Source organism: Variovorax xiamenensis, from assembly GCF_050916385.1.
Classification (GTDB): Bacteria; Pseudomonadota; Gammaproteobacteria; order Burkholderiales; family Burkholderiaceae_C; genus Variovorax.
This window is the reverse complement of the sequence record NZ_CP139038.1, coordinates 3499826-3517440: the sequence shown is the minus strand read 5'-3', so window position 1 is coordinate 3517440 and position 17615 is coordinate 3499826. Positions and strand designations below refer to the sequence as shown.

Below are 17615 nucleotides of genomic sequence, written 5' to 3'. Positions count from 1 at the left end.
TTCCTTTCCAATCTTAATTGGGCCCAAAATCGCTCAAAAAGATAACAATTCAATTCGTCATTTAAATCCGGATTCCCTCTCGAATGAATTTCCGCAAGCGGTGCGCGAACACTCAATTGTTTGCAATTGCGCTCCATTCGCGCTGAATTCGGCCTACCGAAGCGCATCGCCTTCACCCCTCGCCAGCCGCACCTGCCACCAGCGCGGCAGCAGCTCACGGATCTCCGCGCGCGCGAACCGGTCGTCGAGCAGGTGCAGCACGCCCCGGTCTTCCTCGGTGCGAATCACGCGGCCGGCTGCCTGCACCACCTTCTGCAGGCCCGGGTAGAGATACGTGTACTCGTAGCCCTTGCCGAAACGCGCCTGCATGCGCTCGCGCGTGATCTCGTTGAGTTCGTTGTACTGCGGCAGGCCCAGGCTGGCCACGAAGGCGCCGATCAGCCGGCTGCCCGGCAGGTCGATGCCCTCGCCGAAGGCGCCGCCCAGCACCGCGAAGCCGATGCCCTGCCCGCCCTCCTCGAAGCGCGCGACGAAGCCCTGGCGGTCGGCCTCGCGCATGCCGCGCGTCTGCGTCCACACGGGCACGCCGGGGTGCCGCAGGGCAAAGGCGGCGCAGGCCTTCTCGAGGTAGTCGAAGCTGCTGAAGAAAGCCAGGTAGTTGCCGGGCAGGCGCTCGAACTGAGCGCCGATGATGTCCGTCACCTCGCGCAGCGAGCCCGCGCGGTCGCGAAATCGGGTCGACACGTCCATGGCCACTTCGACGCGCAGTTGTGCGCTGTGAAACGGCGAGGCCACGTCGAGCAGCGCAGCGTCCTCAGGCAGGCCGAGGGCGTCGCGGTAGAACTCGAAGGGCGACAGCGTGCCCGAGAAGCAGGTGACCGACGCCGCCTCCGCGAAGCGGCTCTGCAGGAACGGCGCCGGCACGAGGTTGCGGATGGCCAGGCGGCGCGCCTGCTGCGTGGCACCCAGCGTGCGCTCGAACACCGAGTGGTCGCCGAAGGCTTCGGCCAGCCGCGCGAAGTGCAACGCGTCGAAGAAGAAGCGCTGCAGCGGTCCCTGCGAGGCATCGGGCGTGGCGGCGAAATGCTCGGCCATGGCTGTGTTGGCCGCCTGCAGCGTGCGCAGGAAGCGCTCGGGGATCTCGTCGGCGGTTTCGTAGTCGGCCTGCTGCGACTGCTGCACCGTGTCCCATTCGCGGAACACCCGCGCGAGCGGGCCGCGCAGCACCGCGGGCGCCATGCGGTGGGCTTCCTCGAGCGCGCCGCCGTCGAGTTCGGCCGTGTACATGCCGCGCGCGCGTTCGAGCAGGTTGTGGGCCTCGTCGACCAGCACGCCGGCGCGCCAGTCGGACTCGCGCATGGTGGCGTAGAGAAAGGCGCTGCTGTCGAAGTAGTAGTTGTAGTCGCCGACGACGGCATCGGCCCAGTGCGCCATTTCCTGCGCAAGGAAATAGGGGCAGACCTCGTGCGCGAGACCGATGTCGCGCAGCGCCTCGCGGTCGAGCCAGGCCACCTGCGCCGCCTGCTCGCGCGCCGCGGGCAGGCGGTCGTAGAAGCCCCTCGCAAGTGGGCATGCGTCGCCGTGGCAGGCACGGTCGGGGTATTCGCAGACTTTCTCGCGGGCCGCGAGTTCGAGCACGCGCAACCTGCCCTGGCCGCGTCCCTTGTCGAGCACGCGCAGCGCATCGAGCGCCACGGGCCGGCCCGAGGTTTTGGCGGTGAGGAAGAACAGCTTGTCGATCTTGCGGGCCGCACGCGCCTTCAGCAGCGGGAAGATGGTGGCCAGCGTCTTGCCGATGCCGGTGGGCGCCTGCGCCATGAGGCAGCGCCCGCCGGCCCCTGCGCGATAGACCGACTCCGCCAGTTCGCGCTGGCCGGCGCGGAAGCTGCCGTACGGAAACGCGAGCGCGGCCAGCGTGCCGTCGAGCGCGGCGCGGTGCCCGGCTTCGCTCGCAGCCCAGGTGGCGTAGCGGCCGCACAGCAGTTCGAAGTGTTCGCGCAGGGCCTCGCGGGTGTGATGCTCCTCGAGCACGGTCTCGTCGCCGGTGGCGAGATCGAGATAGACCAGCGCGACGACCATCTCGTCGTGGCCGTCGCGCTCGCACAGCATCCAGCCGTAGGTGCGGGCCTGCGCCCAGTGCAGCGCGCGGTGGTTGCCGCGGATGGCGTCGAAGTCGCCCCGGAAGGTCTTGATTTCCTCCACCCGGGCCCGGTGGAATTCATAGCCGTCGGCACGGCCGCGCACATGCACGGCGCCGCTGGTGGCTTCGAGGCCGACTTCGCATTCGTAGTCGCCCCCGCGCCGGTGCTGCACCAGCGCGTGCCCGGCCATGCCTTCGAGCGCGCTGGGCGCGGGCACGAAGCGCAGGTCGAGGTCGCCCGCCTTCGCGCCGAAGGCGCACAGGGCCTTGACGGACACTACGTGCCTGGCAACGACGGGAGCCGTGTCTTGCGGAATGAAGGGTTCGGAGCCCATCTGGCGTTTACTGTATGAAATTACAGTATAACGAGGCACCCCGCCCCTCCACCCCTGCCATGACGCCTGTCGGGATGTTTTCCGACAGGGTCATGCGCATTTATCGGCCAGACTTCACAAGTTTTGCTTACAAATAGCACCGATGACGAAAACCCCCACCGCGATCGACCCCGACGACTTCGAGCGGCTGCTGAGCCGCAACATCAAGCTTCCCCTGATCGGCGGTCTGTTCGGGGCCGTGGTGTTCGTCGGGCTGATCCTGTTCCTGCTGTCGACCATCGGCTGGGTCGAGCACACCGACCGCGTCACGCGTGCCGCCAGCGAACTGCAGCGCCAGAGCATCGACATGGAAACCGGCATGCGCGGCTTCCTGATCACCGGTGACGAGAGCTTCCTGGAGCCCTACCAGAGCGCCCTGCCCCGCGTCAAAGCCGACACGGCCGCGCTGCGCGAACTGGTGTCGGACAACCGCCAGCAGGTCGAGCGCCTCGACCGCATCGCCTCCATCCAGACCAGCTGGAACGACTACGCCGCCGAGCTGATCGCGACGCACCGCAAGGGAGAGGACGCCCAGATGGTGGTGCGCCTGGGCCGGGGCAAGCGGCTGACCGACAGCATGCGCGCCGAGTTCACCGCCTTCATGGAAACCGAGCAGGCGCTGCGCTTCCAGCGCAACAACGAGGCCAACCGCACCGCGTGGTGGGTGGTCGGGCTGTTCCTGCTGTTCACCCTGAGCTTCACGGGGCTGGTGGCCTACTTCGGGCGCCGGCAACTGGTGCGGCTGTCCGAGAGCTACGACGTCGTGCTCCAGGAGCAGGCCGCCCACGCAGACCGGCTGGCGCACGAGGCCTGGCTGCGCGGCGCGCAGACCGAGCTGGTGGGCGATCTGGTCGGCGAACTCAGCGCGCCGGACATGGGCCGCAAGATCCTCTCGTTCTTCTCCCGCCACCTCGGCACGTCGGTCGGCGCCATCTACGTGCGTGAGCGCCACGGCCCGCTGCGCCGCGCGGCGAGCTACGGCTTCTCCAGCGCCTCGGAAGCCACGCCGCAGGTCTTCTCGCCCACCGAAAGCCTGGTGGGCCAGGCGGCCGCCGAGAACCGGCGCATGCTGATCGACCCCATCGACGCCGACTACCTGAAGGTCAACTCCGGCCTGGGCGAGATGGCGCCGAAGGCGGTGCTGCTGGTGCCGGTGGCGAGCAGCGGCATGGTCAATGGCGTGGTCGAGCTCGGCCTGCCCGGTGCGCTGGACGAGCGCGGCAGCCAGCTCGTCGAAATGGTGTCCGACGACATCGGCACCTCGCTGGCGGCGGCGCGCTACCGCGAGCAGCTGCAGGACGTGCTGGCCGAGACACAGCAGCTCAACGAGGAACTGCAGGTGCAGCAGGAAGAGCTGCGCACCGCCAACGAGGAACTGGAAGAACAGTCGCGCGCGCTGCGCGCCTCGCAGGCCATGCTGGAGAACCAGCAGGCCGAGCTGGAGCAGACCAACAGCCAGCTTTCCGAGCGCACCGAGGCGCTCGACCAGCGCAACACCGCGCTGCGCCGCGTGCAGCGCGACCTGGAAGACCGCGCCGACGAGCTGCAGCGCGCCAGCCGCTACAAGTCGGAATTCCTCGCCAACATGTCGCACGAGCTGCGCACGCCGCTCAACAGCGCGCTCATCCTCGCCAAGCTGCTGGGCGACAACCCGCAGGGCAACCTGACGGGCGAGCAGGTGAAGTTCGCCGAGTCGATCTATTCATCGGGCAACGACCTGCTGGTGCTGATCAACGACATCCTCGACATCGCGAAGGTCGAGGCCGGCAAGCTCGAAGTGGTGCCGGAAGACGTGCCTCTGGTCAAGCTGGCCCACAGCCTGGAAAGCACCTTCGGCCCGCTGGCCATGCAGAAGAACCTGGGCTTCAGGCTCGAGGTGCGGCCCGACGCACCGGCATCGCTGCTCACCGACCGGCAGCGGGTGGAGCAGATCCTGAAGAACCTGCTGTCGAACGCGATCAAGTTCACCGACAGCGGCGAGGTGACGCTGGTCATATCGCCCGCGGCCGATGGCGGCGCGGCCTTTGCGGTGTCCGACTCTGGCATCGGCATTGATCCGCAGCAACACGAGCTGATCTTCGAAGCCTTCCGGCAGGCCGACGGCACCACCAGCCGACGCTACGGCGGCACCGGGCTTGGTTTGTCGATCTCGCGCGACCTCACGCAGCTGCTGGGCGGCACGCTCACCGTCGACAGCACGCCGGGCCAGGGCAGTACCTTCACGCTGCAGCTGCCGGCGCAGGCGCCGCAGGCTTCGCCGGACCATCAGCAGCAGCAGAAGCCGCCGGCCGTCTACACGCCCCGGGCCGCTCACTCGCCGGCCCATGCACAGCCCGCCCTGGCCCCCAGGCCCCCTGCCCCGGTGCCCGCGCCGCAGTTCGCCGACGACCGCAGCCTTCCGCGCGACCAGGTGCGCCGCGTGCTGGTGATCGAGGACGAGCCGCAGTTCGCGCACATCCTCTACGACCTGGCGCACGAACTGGGCTACCGCTGCCTGGTCGCGCACGGCGCAGCCGACGGCTTCGAACTGGCCACGCAGTTCCTGCCCGACGCGATCCTGCTGGACATGCGCCTGCCCGACAGCACCGGTCTCGACCTGCTGCAGCGGCTGAAGGATTCGCCGCACACGCGGCACATTCCGATCCACGTGGTGTCGGCCGCCGAGAGTGCGCAGGGCGCGGCGCTGCAGATGGGCGCCGTCGGCTATGCGCTGAAGCCCGCCACCCGCGACGAGCTGATGAAGGTGTTCGGCCGCCTGGAGGAAAAGCTCACGCAGAAGGTCAAGGTCGTGCTGCTGGTGGAAGACGACGAGCTGCAGCGCGAGAGCGTCATCAAGCTGATCGGCGACGACGACATCGAGATCGTCGCCGTCGGTTCCGGCGAAGAGGCGCTGGAGCTGCTGCGCACCCGCGTTTTCGACTGCATGATCACCGACCTGAAGCTGCCCGACATGCAGGGCAGCGAGCTGCTGAAGGCCATGGCCGCGGAGGAGATCGTGTCGTTCCCGCCGGTCATCGTCTACACCGGGCGCAACCTCACGCGCGACGAGGAGACGGAGCTGCAGCGCTACTCGCGCTCGATCATCATCAAGGGCGCCCGCTCGCCGGAGCGCCTGCTCGACGAGGTGACGCTGTTCCTGCACAAGGTGGAGGCCGAGCTTTCGAGCGAGCGCCAGGGCATGCTGAAGACGGCGCGCGGGCGCGACCGGATCTTCGAGGGCCGCACCATCCTGCTGGTGGACGACGACGTGCGCAACATCTTCGCGCTGACCAGCGCGCTGGAGCAGCGCGGCGCCATCGTCGAGATCGGCCGCAACGGCCGTGAGGCGCTGGAGCGGCTCGACCAGGTCAGCGAGATCGATCTCGTGCTGATGGACGTGATGATGCCGGAGATGGACGGCCTGGAAGCCACGCGACGCCTGCGCGGCGACCCGCGCTTCGCGGACATGCCGGTGATCGCCATCACCGCCAAGGCCACCAAGGACGACCGCGAGCAATGCCTGGCCGCCGGCGCCAACGACTACCTCGCCAAGCCGGTGGACCTGGAGCGCCTGTTCTCTCTGCTGCGCGTGTGGATGCCGAAGATGGAGCGGCTGTGACCACGCGCCAAGGCTCTTCTTCCAAGGGCGGCTCCGGCGTGGCGCCGCTGCATCCGCTGAGCGACACCGAGATCGAGCTGCGCCTGCTGATGGAGGCGATCTACCTCAAGTACAGCTACGACTTCCGCAACTACACCGTGGCCTCGCAGAAGCGCCGCGTGCTGCACGCGCTCGACCAGCTCGGGCTGCCGAACATCTCGGCGCTGCAGGAGCGCGTGCTGCGCGACCCGGCCCTCTTCGGGCGGCTGCTGCAGTTCCTGACGATCCCGGTGAGCGAGATGTTCCGCGACCCGTCGTACTTCCTGGCCTTGCGGCAGCACGTGGTGCCTATCCTGCACACCTACCCTTCGGTCAAGGTCTGGGTGGCGGGCTGCAGCACCGGCGAGGAAGTGTTCTCGCTGGCCATCCTGCTGCGCGAGGAAGGCCTGCTCGCGCGCACGCAGATCTACGCCACCGACATCAACCCTGCCTCGCTCGAGAAGGCCAGGCAGGGCATCTTCCCGCTGGAGGCCATTCGCGGCTACACCACCAACTACCAGCGCGCGGGCGGGCGCAGCGAGTTTTCCGACTACTACACCGCGGCTTACGAGGCCGCGCGCTTCGACCCCTCGCTGTGCGCCGACGTGATCTTCGCCGACCACAGCCTCGCAACCGACAGCGTGTTCGCGGAGACGCAGTTCGTGTCGTGCCGCAACGTGCTGATCTACTTCAACCGCGAGCTGCAGGACCGCGCGCTGGGCCTGTTCCACGAGTCGCTGTCGCATCGCGGCTTTCTCGGGCTGGGTTCGAAGGAGAGCATCGACTTCTCGGGCTACGCGGACCGCTTCGAAGCGCACGCACGAGCCGAGCGCATCTACCGCAAGAAAGCCACATGACGGGCCAGACGAAACGCCACCTGCGTTCCCCTGTCCGCAAGCGCGTGGACGCCGTGGTGCTGGGTGCCTCGGCCGGCGGCATCGACGCGCTGTCCATTCTTCTGCAGGACCTGCCCGCCGGTTGGCACATCCCGATGGCGGTGGTGCTGCACCTGCCCGAGGAGCACGAGAGCCACCTCGCCGAGATCTTCGCGCAGCGCCTGCCGATCCCCGTGCAGGAGGCCAACGACAAGATGCCGCTTTCGGCCGGCTGCCTGTACTTCGCGCCGCCGGGCTATCACCTGTCGATCGAGCGCGAGCGCGTCTTCTCGCTGAGCTGCGAGCCGCCCGTGCTGTTCTCGCGCCCGTCCATCGACGTGCTGATGGGCTCCGCCGCCGACGCCTACGGCCCCGCCCTCGCCGGCTTTCTGCTGACCGGCGCGAACGACGACGGCGCGCAAGGCCTGCAACGCATCCATCTGGCCGGCGGGCTCACCGCCGTCCAGGAACCGAAGGAAGCCCAGATTCCCACCATGCCCCAGGCCGCCATCGCGCGTCATATGCCCGACTACGTGCTCCCCCTGCGCGAACTGCGCAACCTGCTGCTCCAACTGGAGGCCGTCCATGAACATTGACATCGAAAGCAAGCTGCTGCTCGTGGACGACCTGCCGGAAAACCTGCTCGCGCTGGAGGCGCTGATCCGTGCGCCGGGCCGCACCGCGTACCGCGCGGGCTCGGCCGATGCCGCGCTGGCACTGCTGCTGGAGCACGAATTCGCGCTCGCCATCGTCGACGTGCAGATGCCCGGCATGAACGGCTTCGAGCTGGCCGAGCTGATGCGCGGCACAGAGCGCACGCGGCACATCCCGATCATCTTCGTGAGCGCCGCGGGCCGCGAGCTGAACTACGCCTTCCAGGGCTACGAGAGCGGCGCGGTCGACTTCCTGCACAAGCCGCTCGATCCGCACGCGGTGGTCAGCAAGGTGAACGTGTTCGTCGACCTCTACCAGCACCGCAAGGCGCTGCGCCATGAGATGGATTCGCTCGCCGCCGCGCACAAGAAGCAGGAAGAACTGGTGCAGCAGCTGCAGCAGACGCAGCACGAACTTGAGCACGCAGTGCGCATGCGCGACGACTTCATGTCGATGGTGTCTCACGAGCTGCGCACGCCGCTCAACACGCTCTACCTCGAGGCGCAGCTGCGGCAGCTGCATCTTTCCAAGGGCAAGCTCGACAGCTTCTCGCCCGAGCGCCTGCCCGCGATGATCGAGCGCGACCAGCGGCAGATCCGCGCCATGGTGCGGCTGATCGACGACATGCTCGACGTGACGCGCATGCGGCGCGACGCGCTCTCCATCAAGCCCCAGCCGACCGATCTCTCGGCGCTCGCGCACGCGGTGGTGGAAAACCTGCGCCAGCAGGCCGAGGCCGCGGGCACGGTCATCACGCTGGCCGCGCCGGCCGAATTGCACGGTGCCTGGGACGAGTTCCGCATCGAACAGGTGCTGACCAACCTGCTGACCAACGCGCTGCGCTACGGTGGCGGCAAGCCGGTCGAGATGGTGGTGCAGCAGCTCGGAAAATCGGCCCAGGTGGCCGTGCGCGACCAGGGCATCGGCATCGCGCCCGAGGACCAGGCCCGCATCTTCGAGCAGTTCGAGCGCACCGACGACAGCCGCAAGCACGCGGCCGGACTGGGCCTCGGGCTCTTCATCACCCGCAAGATCGTGGACCTGCACGGCGGGCGCATCGGCGTGGAAAGCGCACCGGGCGAAGGGTCGCGTTTCGTGGTCGAACTGCCGCTGCAGGCCCCCGCCATACTTCCCGATTCAACCGACGCCCAACCTGACGGAAAGAAGACCCCCCAGTGAACGTGCTGATCGTCGACGACAACAAGGCCTCGGCCGACCTGCTGCAGGAGCTGCTGAGCCTGCACGACCACACCGCGCAGTGCACCTACACGGCGCAGCAGGCGCTGGACGCGGCCGCCGCCGGGAGCTTCGACGCCGCATTGATCGACCTCAGCCTGCCCGATCTTCCCGGCAGCGAGGTGGCGCGGCGGCTGCGCGAGAGCACAGCCGCAGGCACGCCGAAGCTGCTGGTCGCGATCTCGGGCTTCTCGGCACAGGACGCGGGCGGCCGCTCGGCCGAGGGGCTCTTCGACCATCACCTGCAGAAGCCGGTCGACATCGAGAAGCTGGAGCGCATCCTCGCGCAGCCCTGAACGGGAGCGCTCCGGGGCTTTGCAGCGGGCTCAGCGCTTCTTGCGGCGCCCCTTGTAGGCGGGCATGGCCTCGTAGCGGTAGACGCGGAAGCCGTCCCGCTGCATGAAGCTGACCGGCTCCCAGCCACGGGCCAGCGCGCAGTCGGTGATCTGCGCCATCTGCACGCCGAGGTAGTCCTGCAGGCTGTCGGCCACCGCGAGTTCGAACTTCTTGAGGTCGCGGTCCAGCGACTCCACGGCCGCGATGGCCGCCTCCACGCTGGTGAAGGGGCGCACGTGCGTCACGCCCTTGCTGCCGCTGCTGCGCTCGGGAGCGTGCATCTCCGCGGGCGGTTCGGCGCTGAAGTTCACGCTGGCCCCGCCCTCCATGCCGTTGAGGCCGCCGATGGCGCTCATGCCGGCCATGCTGCTCATGCTGGTCATTGCATTCATTTCATGAACCCCATGTCGCGCGGGTAGCTGATGCCGCTCGGCGCTGTGATGTTGTTGAAGTTCTTCAGGTTCGGCAGGATGCCGTTGAGGTCCGAATCGGGCACGCCGAACCACTTGGCCAGCGTCGCCGCGTACTGGTCGACCGAGGTGGTGGGCAGCAGGCGGCCCTGGCCCACGTGCCACTGGTCGTCGTCGGCCGAGGTGTTGCCCACGCTCACGGGCGGCGGCGTACCGTAGAGAGCGTTGCCCTTGACCGCGCCACCCACTACGAAGTGATGGCTGCCCCAGCCGTGGTCGGAACCGTTGCCGTTGCTCGACAGCGTGCGGCCGAAGTCGGAGGCGGTGAAGGCCGTGACCTTGTCGGAAACGCCAAGGGTTTCCATCTGTCGCTGGAACGCGCTCATGGCGTCGGACAGGCGCTGCATCAAAGGCCCCTGCTTGGTGTCGAGATCGTCGTGCAGGTCGTAGCCGCCCATAGAAACGAAGAACACCTGCCGCTTCACCCCCAGCGAGGTGCGGCCGCGGATCAGGCGCGCCACCATCTTGAGCTGGTCGGCCAGATTGTTGTTGGTGGGAAAGTTGCCGCTCAGGTCGTCGGGCAGGATGGCAGTGGTGATCTTGCCTTCCGCCTCTACCGCGCGCAGCGTGACCTTGTTGTATTCGTTCTCTAGCGTATGGCTGCGCCCTTGCTGCGCCAACTGCTGCATGGCAGCCTTGACCGCCGAGGAACCGTAGACGTTGCCTGTGGCCGAACTCACGCTATTGATGCGCACCGCGCCGCGCGTGCCGACCTGGTACTGCAGCGCCTCGTCGCCTGAAAGAAACACCGCGTTGCCCGCCACCGAGATGCAGGTGAAGAGCGACGCATTGCGCTGCCCGCTGAGCATCAGGTCGCCTAGGTTGCCGCCCCAGCCGATGGTGGAACCTTCGGGCGAGGACGACTGCCAGATCGACTGCTGGTCGTTGTGCGAGAACAGCTTGGGCGGGATCGGGAAGTCTTTGCGGTTCGTGCCGTTGAACTGCGCGCGCGTGAGCGGCTTGATGAGCGGGCCCACGTTGAGCTGCACGGCCATCTTGCCTTCGTCGAACAGCGTGGTGAGCTTGGTCATCGCCGGGTTCAGCGCGTACTTGCGGCCGTTGGCGAGCGAGACGGCGGGCTTGAGCTCGGTGGCCGCAAGCGCAGCGTCGTACGGCAGCGAGATGGCGCCGCGGATGGTGCTGTACTTGGTGTAGCTGCCGGTGTCGTAGTTGACGAGCGTGTTGGCGTAGTCGTTGCCGCCGAAGAGGAAGACGCAAACCAGCGCCTTGTAGTCGTCACTCGGCGCGGCTTGGGCCGCGGCCTCGCCCATGGCGGCGAGATTGAGCGCGAACGGCATCGCGGTGCCGGCCAGCGCGAGTTGGCCCGAGCGGCGCAGGAAGGCGCGGCGCGTGTGGCGGGCAGGATCGATCAGGTACATGTTCGGGTCGCTCCGGCTTCTTTCTTCTTCATTTCTGCACGAGGTACTCGGGCGAGCCCATCACCAGCAGCACGCCGGCGCAAATGAGGTCGAGCCTGCGAGCGTCGGTCGTGGGGTTCACCAGCGGGGCCTTGCTCAGCGCGTCGGTGATCAGCGCGACCGTGGCGGCCGAGAGCTGGTTGCCGGTGAGCAGCAGGTTGAGTCGGCGCACCAGTGCGGCGGGGTCGTTCACCAACGCCTTCTCGGCCGTGTAAGTGGCGATCACGTCCTTGCTGCTGAAGCCGTTCTGCAGGATGCCCTGCATGAAGTTGAGATAGCCGCCCACGCTGGTCTCGTTGACCAGCTGGAACTCGGGCGCCACCAGCTTGTTGCTGGCGATGGCGGTCGAGGGCGGCACATAGCCGGGCCGGAAGAAGTTGAACACCGAGGGCGAGCGCAGCGGGCACTGGCCCAGGTACTGGCTCGGATCGGAGGTGTTGCCGATATCCCATTTGTCCGACGCCGAGCCGATGCCGAAGGTGCGGCCCCATTGCACGAGCCGCAGCATCGGCTCGCGCAGGTGGCCGAAGTTCGGGTCGGAAAGACCGGCGGGGCCGCGTGCCTCGTCGTCGAGCAGCACGGCGGCGAACACGCTCTTCATGTCGCCGCGCACGCCAGCGCCGTTGTTGGCGAAGATGCCGGCCACGCGCTTCACGTAGGCGGGGCTGGGGTTGCTGGTGACCAGCCGCTGGATCAGCTGCCGGCCGATGAAGGGAGCGACGTTCGGATGGTTGAAGAGCGTGTCCAGCGCGATCTTCAGCGCCGCCGGGCCGGGCGTGCCGGCGGGCACGCTGGCGCCGAGGAAGCGCGCCTCCAGCATAGAGTGGTTGGAAGCCTTGTAGGCCATGGGACGCGTGGTCCAGGCGTTGGTCTCGATCGTGTAGCCGGCTCCGGGCGGAGTGAAGGCATTGCGTTCCGCCGAACGGATGTCGAGGTCGTAGCCGGTGAAGACGCGCGCGAGATTGGTCACGTCGTTCTGCACGTAGGTCTCGATGGGCTGGCCGTCGGCGCCGGTCTTCACCGTACCGTCGCTCTCGAGCTGGTACAGGCCGATGGTCATGAGCTGCATGACCTCGCGCGCGTAGTTCTCGTCGGGCTGGCGGCCGGAGGCGTCTTCCTTTCGGTTGTCGCGGGTGTTGAGATAGAAGCCCATCGCGGGGTTCAGCGTCACGTCTTCCAGCAGCTGGCGGAAGTTGCTCGTGACGCCGTTGGCGAGCATGTCCCAGTACTGGGACATCATGGCCGTGGGCCAGCTCGATCCGATCTCGGTGCCGGAGACCACGAAGATCTCGCTGAGCGCCAGTGCCATGCGCTTGCGCACCGGGTCGGCGGCCGTCATCAGCTGGCGCCAGATCATGGCATCGGCGTTGACTGTCTCGTAAGGCTTGCTGTTGACCCACTCCCAGGCGGAGGGCTGGCGCGCCGCGCCGAGCTGCTCGCTGAGCCACGGCAGGTAGCCCTTGGCGCGCACGGCGGCGATTTCGTCGTCGGAGGCGGAGAACTGGGCCTGCAGCAGGAAGCGCGCGGCTTCCGCGTCGTTCTGCGCCTGAGGGTAGTGATAAGGGCCGGTGTCTGGCGTCACGCCCGGGTTGGCGCCGGGAGGGTTGCCGCCGACGGGAAAGCCGAAGCCCCCTGCACCGCCCCCGCCTCCGCCGCCACCACCGCACGCGGCCAGTGCCGCCGCGATGGAAAACACGGCTGCGGCCTTCAGGGGACGCGAGCCATCCGGCATCGCCTTGTCTTCGACGGCCGCTGTCTCCGCGACGTACGCCAACTCGTCGGCCGGTCTTGCGCGCCCGGCCTCCAACTGTTCCAGCATGATCCTCGCTCCTGCGGCGTATCGACGCCTGTTGGAGCGATCAAGGCAAGCGGCATGCCCTGTAAAAAACGGCAGGGCAAGTGTCCAAGATGGGTCAGGTCACCACAAAAATGTGTGCCAATGTGACTTTTTAGTCACTCCTTGAAACAAAATTGGCATGCCAGAGGGCATGCCAATGCTTCAGAAAACATTCAGGTGACAGTGTCAATCGCGCTCGTCATCCCAGCCGTTCGGCGGGCGATAGGGATAGCCGGGACCGTAGTAGATGCGACCGGGCGGCGGGGTGTAGATGGGCGCCGGGCGGTAGTACACCGGGGGCGGCGGCCGGTAGTAGACCGGCGGCGGCGGTTCGTAATAGATGGGTGCCGGATAGCTGTAGACCGGTGGCGGCGCGTAGTACGGCGCCGGATAGCCGCCGACCACGTAGCCGGGGGTGCCGATCTGCACCGACCAGCTTCCGCGCGCGTTCGCGGCTCCCGCCGCCAGCAGCGCGCCGGCCATGACGGCACCGATGGCCGCCAGCTTGAAAACAGAAGATTGAGGTTTGAAGTTCACAGTCGCTCCAGGCCTGGGGCGGACAACGCCCGAGTGGATACGCAACGCCCCACGCGTGACCGCGGTGCACCCGATTGCATGCAAGCATGGTAGCCAAACGTCACCGCCACGGGCAGTGCCGTGTGGTGCTCAGCGCGCGATTTCGCGTCGCGACAGCATCACGTCGCCACTGCTCGTGTTGAAGGCGATGGTCGGCGCGCTGAAATCGCTGAGCGGCGCGCCCAGGCCGATTTCGCCGCGGCCATGCAGCACGCACTCTTCGCGCCGCAGGGCTATCTCGGTGCTGGGCCCGTCGTTGCCATGGAAGCGCACCCAGGTGCCATAGGTGCTGACGTCGATCAGCACGCAACTGCCCTGCCGCAGTTCGATGCGCGCGTGCAGCCGCGAGACGCGAGGGTCGTTGACCACGAACTGCGCGTCGTCGACGCGGCCCAGGTGGATCGGCAGCTCTTCAGTGCGGAACATCGAGCGCACGTCGAGCCACGCCAGCTCGATCTGCCCGAACGAGGAATCGGGCATGCGCAAGGGTGCGAGCGCGGCGGGCACGGTGAGGAACGACGTCACGTCTTCCTGCCAGTCGATGCGGTGCACGACCGACATCTCGCTGCGCCCACGGATGTTGATGAGACCGAGGTCGCGATGCTGCACCGCCCCTTCGCGCAATTGGGAGATGACCGCGGCGGTCACCCAGATCTGGCCAGGGCCGGCCAGGTCGCTCAATCGTGATGCGAGGTTGACGGCGTCGCCATAGCAGTCGCCCTCGACCTCGACCACCTCGCCGCTGGCCACGCCGATCTGCAACGCCATGCGCAAAGGCGCAGGCCATGCAAGCAGCCGCTTCTGGTGATAGCGCTGCAATTCGACGACCGCATGCGTGGCCGCCGCGCCGCTCGTGAAGATGGCGAAGACGCCGTCTCCGAGCGACTTCACCACGCGACCGCCGTGCGCCTGGCACACGCCGCCGATCCACTGCGTCAGCCGGGTCACGGTCTCCGTGGCCCGTGCGTTCCCCATGGCCTCGAAGACCCTCGTGCTCCCCGTCAAGTCCGCGAATACGACTGTGGAATTGACACCCATACTGTTTTGCTCTTCTCGATTTCTACCGATGGTTGTAAATGCCCAGGGTTCTCTGTATTCCCGTGCCGCCGGTGCTGCATATATGCACCCGTTCACGCATGGAATATGCAGCTTGCATGCCCTTCTTGTTGATCTCTCGGGTATGCGCCACTGGTGACAAGGCAGATGCAAACAGAGTCATTCATCAGCTTGTAGTACTTTGGAAAACAAAATTCAATTACTGGTGAAAACGATAAGTAAAGCGTGTTGTTTACAAACAAGAAACAACGTTTCACATCTTGTGGAATGGTTAACTCAGGCTTAAGGTAGCGGCCGTTCCCGCTTCCGGCAACCTATTGCCCGTCTCATGTTCCTTCGCCGTCTTCTTCGTCTGCTGAACGTACCCGGCACCGGATCCCGTCAAGCGACGGAGAACCAGCTGGGGCGCATCCGTACCGCGATGCTGTCGGTGCTCCAGGGCCATGGCGGTCACTCGGTCCAGCGCGTCAGCCAACGGGTGCGTTTTGCGGCCGATGTCGAGGCACTCTGGTACCTGCGGCAGGACGTGATGATCGCGCTGAGCGCCATCGACGGTGAAACCGCGGCGCGCCGGCAGATGAAAACCATCAACAGCATGTTCAAAGGCGGATTGCCTGGCTCGATGGGGCCTCGCGCGCATCAACGCTTTACCAAGAACACCTGAAACTGCGACGGCCCCTCGGGGCCGTTTTCATTTTTAACGTTTTATTCTCTTTGTGTCCGAATCAATGGGCGTGATGATGGTCATGTCCATGATGGTCGTCATGCGCGTGTGCGTGTCGGTGACCCCAAACGAGAAAAATATCACGCCCTTCAGCGGCCATCGACACCTTCGCCCCCACGGGCAATAACACCTTTGTTTGCACATGGCCGAATGGCAGGCCCGCAAGCACCGGCACCTTGAGCGAGACGCGCAACCGGTCGATCACGGTGCTCAGGCCGAATCCGCGGTCGTAGCCCGGCACCTTGCGGATGCCTGTGAACTGCCCGAAGACGATGGCCCGCTGACGCGCCAGCACGCCGGCCATCTTCAGCTGGTCGAGCATGCGTTCGATGCGGTACGGGTGTTCGTTGACGTCTTCGATGAAAAGCACGCCCTTCTCCACGGCAGGGAAGTACGGCGTGCCGAGCAGGCTGGTGAGCACGCAGAGATTGCCGCCCCACAGAACGGCGTCCTGCACGGGCTTGAACTTCAGGTCGACATCGCGCGCCGGCATGCGCCAGCCGGTGCCTTCGCCCTGCCCCGTCAGCAGGTCGTCGAAGCAGGCTTCCATGATGTCGTCGGGGCCGCCCTCGGCGCCGAAGTCTTCGCCGACGGCGGGGCCCGACCAGGTCACCGCGCCGGTCTTGACCAGCAGCGCGTTCTGCAGCGCGGTGAAATCGCTGCAGCCGACGAACTCCGTGCCCTTCTCGATCGCCTTGGCCAGCGCCTTGTACGGAACGGCATCGAGGATGCGCGTGAGCCCGTAGCCGCCGCGCGCGATGAGTGCCACGTCCGCGCCGCTGGCCGCAGCGCGCGAGATCGCCGCGAGCCGCGTGGCGTCGTCGCCCGCGAAACGCTGGTGCACCGAGAGTGCCGCATCGTCGACTTCGACTTCATGGCCCAGCGCCTTGAGCCGCTTCACGCCGCGCCGGAAAGCGGCCTTGTCGCGGACCGCGCTGGAGGGGGAATAGATGTAGATGTGTTTGGTCACGCGTTCGAGTATCCCATTGCGTTTCTCACTTGCGGCACGAGCGTTCGTGCCTGCTGCGGCGTCGGTCCCGAGGACGTGGCGACAGGGCCGAGTGCACGCAGCGCAGCTTCGAAGCCCCGGTCGGGATAAGGCGCCCGCCACGCACTCCCGATGTGCTCGTTGCCTTCCGGCGCAACGAAAGCCACCGCGAAGCGACCGGGCGCGGCCGCCTGGAGCAACGCGGCAAGCCCGGAAGCTGCCTCGCTGTGCACGAGCGCCATCGGCACCGAGTCAGGCCGCACGCGAGCCAGCCATTCGAGCAGCACATCGCGATGCCACTCGAGACGATGCACCGCCTCGCGCTTCGGCTTGTCGCTCTTGCCGAAGCCGATCAGGTCGGGCACGAGCGTGTGCAGTCCGGGCTGGCCCGCGAGATGCCTGAAGAAGTAGCCCCATTCGCCGGGCCCGTGCAGGCAGAGGCAGCAGGCTGCATCGCCGGCACCTTCGTCGATGTAGTGCATGCGCCAGCCATGCAGGCCGGGCAGGTCTTGAACGTAGTGCGGGTCGAAGTCGTAGTCGGCCAGTGCTTCGAAGCGCTCGGTCGGTGTGCGCAGCGCGTCGTCGCGCAACGGCTCGGCTTGCGCGCGCGCCGCATTCCGGCGCTGCTGGAAGAAGGCCTGCAGCACCGCGGCGCACTCTTGCGCCAGTACCCCGCCCTCGACCAGCGTGCGATGGTTCAGCCGGGGCTCGGCAAAAAGGTCGAGCACCGAGCCGGCCGCGCCGGTCTTCGGATCGGCCGCGCCATACACCACGCGCGCGAGGCGCGAATGCAGCATTGCCCCAGAGCACATCGCGCACGGCTCCAGCGTGACGAACAGCTCGCAGCCGTCGAGCCGATAGTTGCCTAGCGCCAGCGCTCCCGCACGCAGCGCATTGATCTCGGCATGCGCGCTGGGATCGTGGTGCGCAACGGGCGTGTTGCGCCCCGTCGCGATCAGCTGCCCATCCTTCACCAGCACCGCGCCCACCGGCACCTCGCCGGCCTCCGCGGCAAGCCGGGCTTCGGCGAGCGCGAGCGCCATCCAGTGGGCGTCGTCGTTCGCGGCGGGTGAAGGCGACGGGGTCGGCTCAGTTGTCATCGGGCATCTGGCGTGTCTTCGCGGCGGCGTCCAGCGCCTCCTTGACCTGCTGCTGCACCTGCTGCGGATTCATGCGCGCGTCGCCGGCAGCCGGCGACGCGACACCGGGCACTGCCGGTTGCGTGGAAGCGGCCACGCCGGCCAATTGCTTCTTCGCGACCAGCCCGACGATCACGAGCACCAGCACGAGGCCGATAAGGCCCAATCCGCGCATC

At 67.0% G+C, this 17615-nt stretch carries 15 protein-coding genes; 6 read left to right on the top strand and 9 right to left on the bottom strand.

Going from position 1 to position 17615, the window contains the following annotated elements; translation table 11 throughout:
- Positions 1-153: 153 nt before the first annotated feature.
- The gene (locus SFB74_RS16070; protein ID WP_432731774.1) at positions 154-2475 is read right to left on the bottom strand and encodes a helicase C-terminal domain-containing protein; all 2322 of its coding nucleotides are present in this window, start codon (positions 2473-2475) and stop codon (positions 154-156) included.
- 142 nt (positions 2476-2617) lie between these two features.
- Between SFB74_RS16070 and SFB74_RS16065 the strand changes: the two genes are divergently transcribed.
- The 5 genes from SFB74_RS16065 to SFB74_RS16045 all read left to right on the top strand — a co-directional run bounded on the left by SFB74_RS16065 (position 2618) and on the right by SFB74_RS16045 (position 9191).
- Positions 2618-6112, top strand: a complete 3495-nt coding sequence (locus SFB74_RS16065) for a response regulator (protein WP_432731773.1) — start codon at positions 2618-2620, stop codon at positions 6110-6112.
- Positions 6113-6201: 89 nt separating this feature from the next.
- Positions 6202-6987: a CheR family methyltransferase gene (locus SFB74_RS16060; protein WP_432731943.1), complete on the top strand. Its 786-nt coding sequence runs from the start codon at positions 6202-6204 to the stop codon at positions 6985-6987.
- Positions 6984-7601: a chemotaxis protein CheB gene (locus tag SFB74_RS16055; protein ID WP_432731771.1), complete on the top strand. Its 618-nt coding sequence runs from the start codon at positions 6984-6986 to the stop codon at positions 7599-7601. Before SFB74_RS16060 ends, SFB74_RS16055 begins: the two co-directional genes overlap by 4 nt.
- Positions 7591-8838: a hybrid sensor histidine kinase/response regulator gene (locus tag SFB74_RS16050; protein WP_432731770.1), complete on the top strand. Its 1248-nt coding sequence runs from the start codon at positions 7591-7593 to the stop codon at positions 8836-8838. Before SFB74_RS16055 ends, SFB74_RS16050 begins: the two co-directional genes overlap by 11 nt.
- A complete protein-coding gene (locus SFB74_RS16045) occupies positions 8835-9191 on the top strand; it encodes a response regulator (protein WP_432731769.1) in 357 nt (118 codons plus the stop codon). The genes SFB74_RS16050 and SFB74_RS16045 overlap by 4 nt, the downstream gene beginning before the upstream one ends.
- A 30-nt stretch (positions 9192-9221) precedes the next feature.
- Here the strand turns inward: SFB74_RS16045 and SFB74_RS16040 are convergent, their stop codons facing one another.
- The 5 genes from SFB74_RS16040 to SFB74_RS16020 all read right to left on the bottom strand — a co-directional run bounded on the left by SFB74_RS16040 (position 9222) and on the right by SFB74_RS16020 (position 14570).
- Positions 9222-9614: a hypothetical protein gene (locus SFB74_RS16040; RefSeq protein WP_432731768.1), complete on the bottom strand. Its 393-nt coding sequence runs from the start codon at positions 9612-9614 to the stop codon at positions 9222-9224.
- 5 nt (positions 9615-9619) lie between these two features.
- On the bottom strand, positions 9620-11080 hold the full coding sequence (locus SFB74_RS16035) for a DUF1501 domain-containing protein (RefSeq protein WP_432731767.1): 1461 nt from the start codon (positions 11078-11080) through the stop codon (positions 9620-9622).
- A 28-nt stretch (positions 11081-11108) separates the two neighbouring features.
- Positions 11109-12938 carry a DUF1800 domain-containing protein gene (locus tag SFB74_RS16030; RefSeq protein ID WP_432731766.1) on the bottom strand — a complete coding sequence of 610 codons (1830 nt, stop codon included), beginning with the start codon at positions 12936-12938 and terminating at the stop codon, positions 11109-11111.
- Between the two features lie 204 nt (positions 12939-13142).
- Positions 13143-13493 (bottom strand): hypothetical protein, encoded by a 351-nt coding sequence (locus tag SFB74_RS16025; protein WP_432731765.1) that lies wholly within the window; start codon positions 13491-13493, stop codon positions 13143-13145.
- 129 nt (positions 13494-13622) lie between these two features.
- Entirely contained in the window at positions 13623-14570 is a 948-nt protein-coding gene (locus tag SFB74_RS16020; protein ID WP_432731764.1) for an adenylate/guanylate cyclase domain-containing protein, read from the bottom strand.
- A 346-nt stretch (positions 14571-14916) separates the two neighbouring features.
- Between SFB74_RS16020 and SFB74_RS16015 the strand changes: the two genes are divergently transcribed.
- Positions 14917-15252: a hypothetical protein gene (locus SFB74_RS16015; RefSeq protein WP_432731763.1), complete on the top strand. Its 336-nt coding sequence runs from the start codon at positions 14917-14919 to the stop codon at positions 15250-15252.
- Positions 15253-15313: 61 nt separating this feature from the next.
- Here the strand turns inward: SFB74_RS16015 and SFB74_RS16010 are convergent, their stop codons facing one another.
- From SFB74_RS16010 to SFB74_RS16000, 3 genes are read right to left on the bottom strand one after another with little or no spacing between them, the layout of a single operon-like run.
- On the bottom strand, positions 15314-16282 hold the full coding sequence (locus SFB74_RS16010) for an LD-carboxypeptidase (RefSeq protein WP_432731762.1): 969 nt from the start codon (positions 16280-16282) through the stop codon (positions 15314-15316).
- Positions 16279-17400 carry a tRNA adenosine(34) deaminase TadA gene (gene tadA, locus SFB74_RS16005; RefSeq protein ID WP_432731761.1) on the bottom strand — a complete coding sequence of 374 codons (1122 nt, stop codon included), beginning with the start codon at positions 17398-17400 and terminating at the stop codon, positions 16279-16281. Before tadA ends, SFB74_RS16010 begins: the two co-directional genes overlap by 4 nt.
- Entirely contained in the window at positions 17390-17614 is a 225-nt protein-coding gene (locus tag SFB74_RS16000; protein ID WP_432731760.1) for a hypothetical protein, read from the bottom strand. The genes tadA and SFB74_RS16000 overlap by 11 nt, the downstream gene beginning before the upstream one ends.
- Position 17615: the final 1 nt, after the last annotated feature.

What these genes read in the sequence shown, in the direction of transcription:
- SFB74_RS16070 (WP_432731774.1), bottom strand. Translation starts at nt 2,475, where the DNA reads ATGGGCTCCGAACCCTTCATTCCGCAAGACACGGCTCCCGTCGTTGCC.
- SFB74_RS16065 (WP_432731773.1), top strand. Translation starts at nt 2,618, where the DNA reads ATGACGAAAACCCCCACCGCGATCGACCCCGACGACTTCGAGCGGCTG.
- SFB74_RS16060 (WP_432731943.1), top strand. Translation starts at nt 6,202, where the DNA reads ATGGAGGCGATCTACCTCAAGTACAGCTACGACTTCCGCAACTACACC.
- SFB74_RS16055 (WP_432731771.1), top strand. Translation starts at nt 6,984, where the DNA reads ATGACGGGCCAGACGAAACGCCACCTGCGTTCCCCTGTCCGCAAGCGC.
- SFB74_RS16050 (WP_432731770.1), top strand. Translation starts at nt 7,591, where the DNA reads ATGAACATTGACATCGAAAGCAAGCTGCTGCTCGTGGACGACCTGCCG.
- SFB74_RS16040 (WP_432731768.1), bottom strand. Translation starts at nt 9,614, where the DNA reads ATGACCAGCATGAGCAGCATGGCCGGCATGAGCGCCATCGGCGGCCTC.
- SFB74_RS16035 (WP_432731767.1), bottom strand. Translation starts at nt 11,080, where the DNA reads ATGTACCTGATCGATCCTGCCCGCCACACGCGCCGCGCCTTCCTGCGC.
- SFB74_RS16030 (WP_432731766.1), bottom strand. Translation starts at nt 12,938, where the DNA reads ATGCTGGAACAGTTGGAGGCCGGGCGCGCAAGACCGGCCGACGAGTTG.
- SFB74_RS16020 (WP_432731764.1), bottom strand. Translation starts at nt 14,570, where the DNA reads ATGGGTGTCAATTCCACAGTCGTATTCGCGGACTTGACGGGGAGCACG.
- SFB74_RS16015 (WP_432731763.1), top strand. Translation starts at nt 14,917, where the DNA reads ATGTTCCTTCGCCGTCTTCTTCGTCTGCTGAACGTACCCGGCACCGGA.
- tadA (WP_432731761.1), bottom strand. Translation starts at nt 17,400, where the DNA reads ATGACAACTGAGCCGACCCCGTCGCCTTCACCCGCCGCGAACGACGAC.
- SFB74_RS16000 (WP_432731760.1), bottom strand. Translation starts at nt 17,614, where the DNA reads ATGCGCGGATTGGGCCTTATCGGCCTCGTGCTGGTGCTCGTGATCGTC.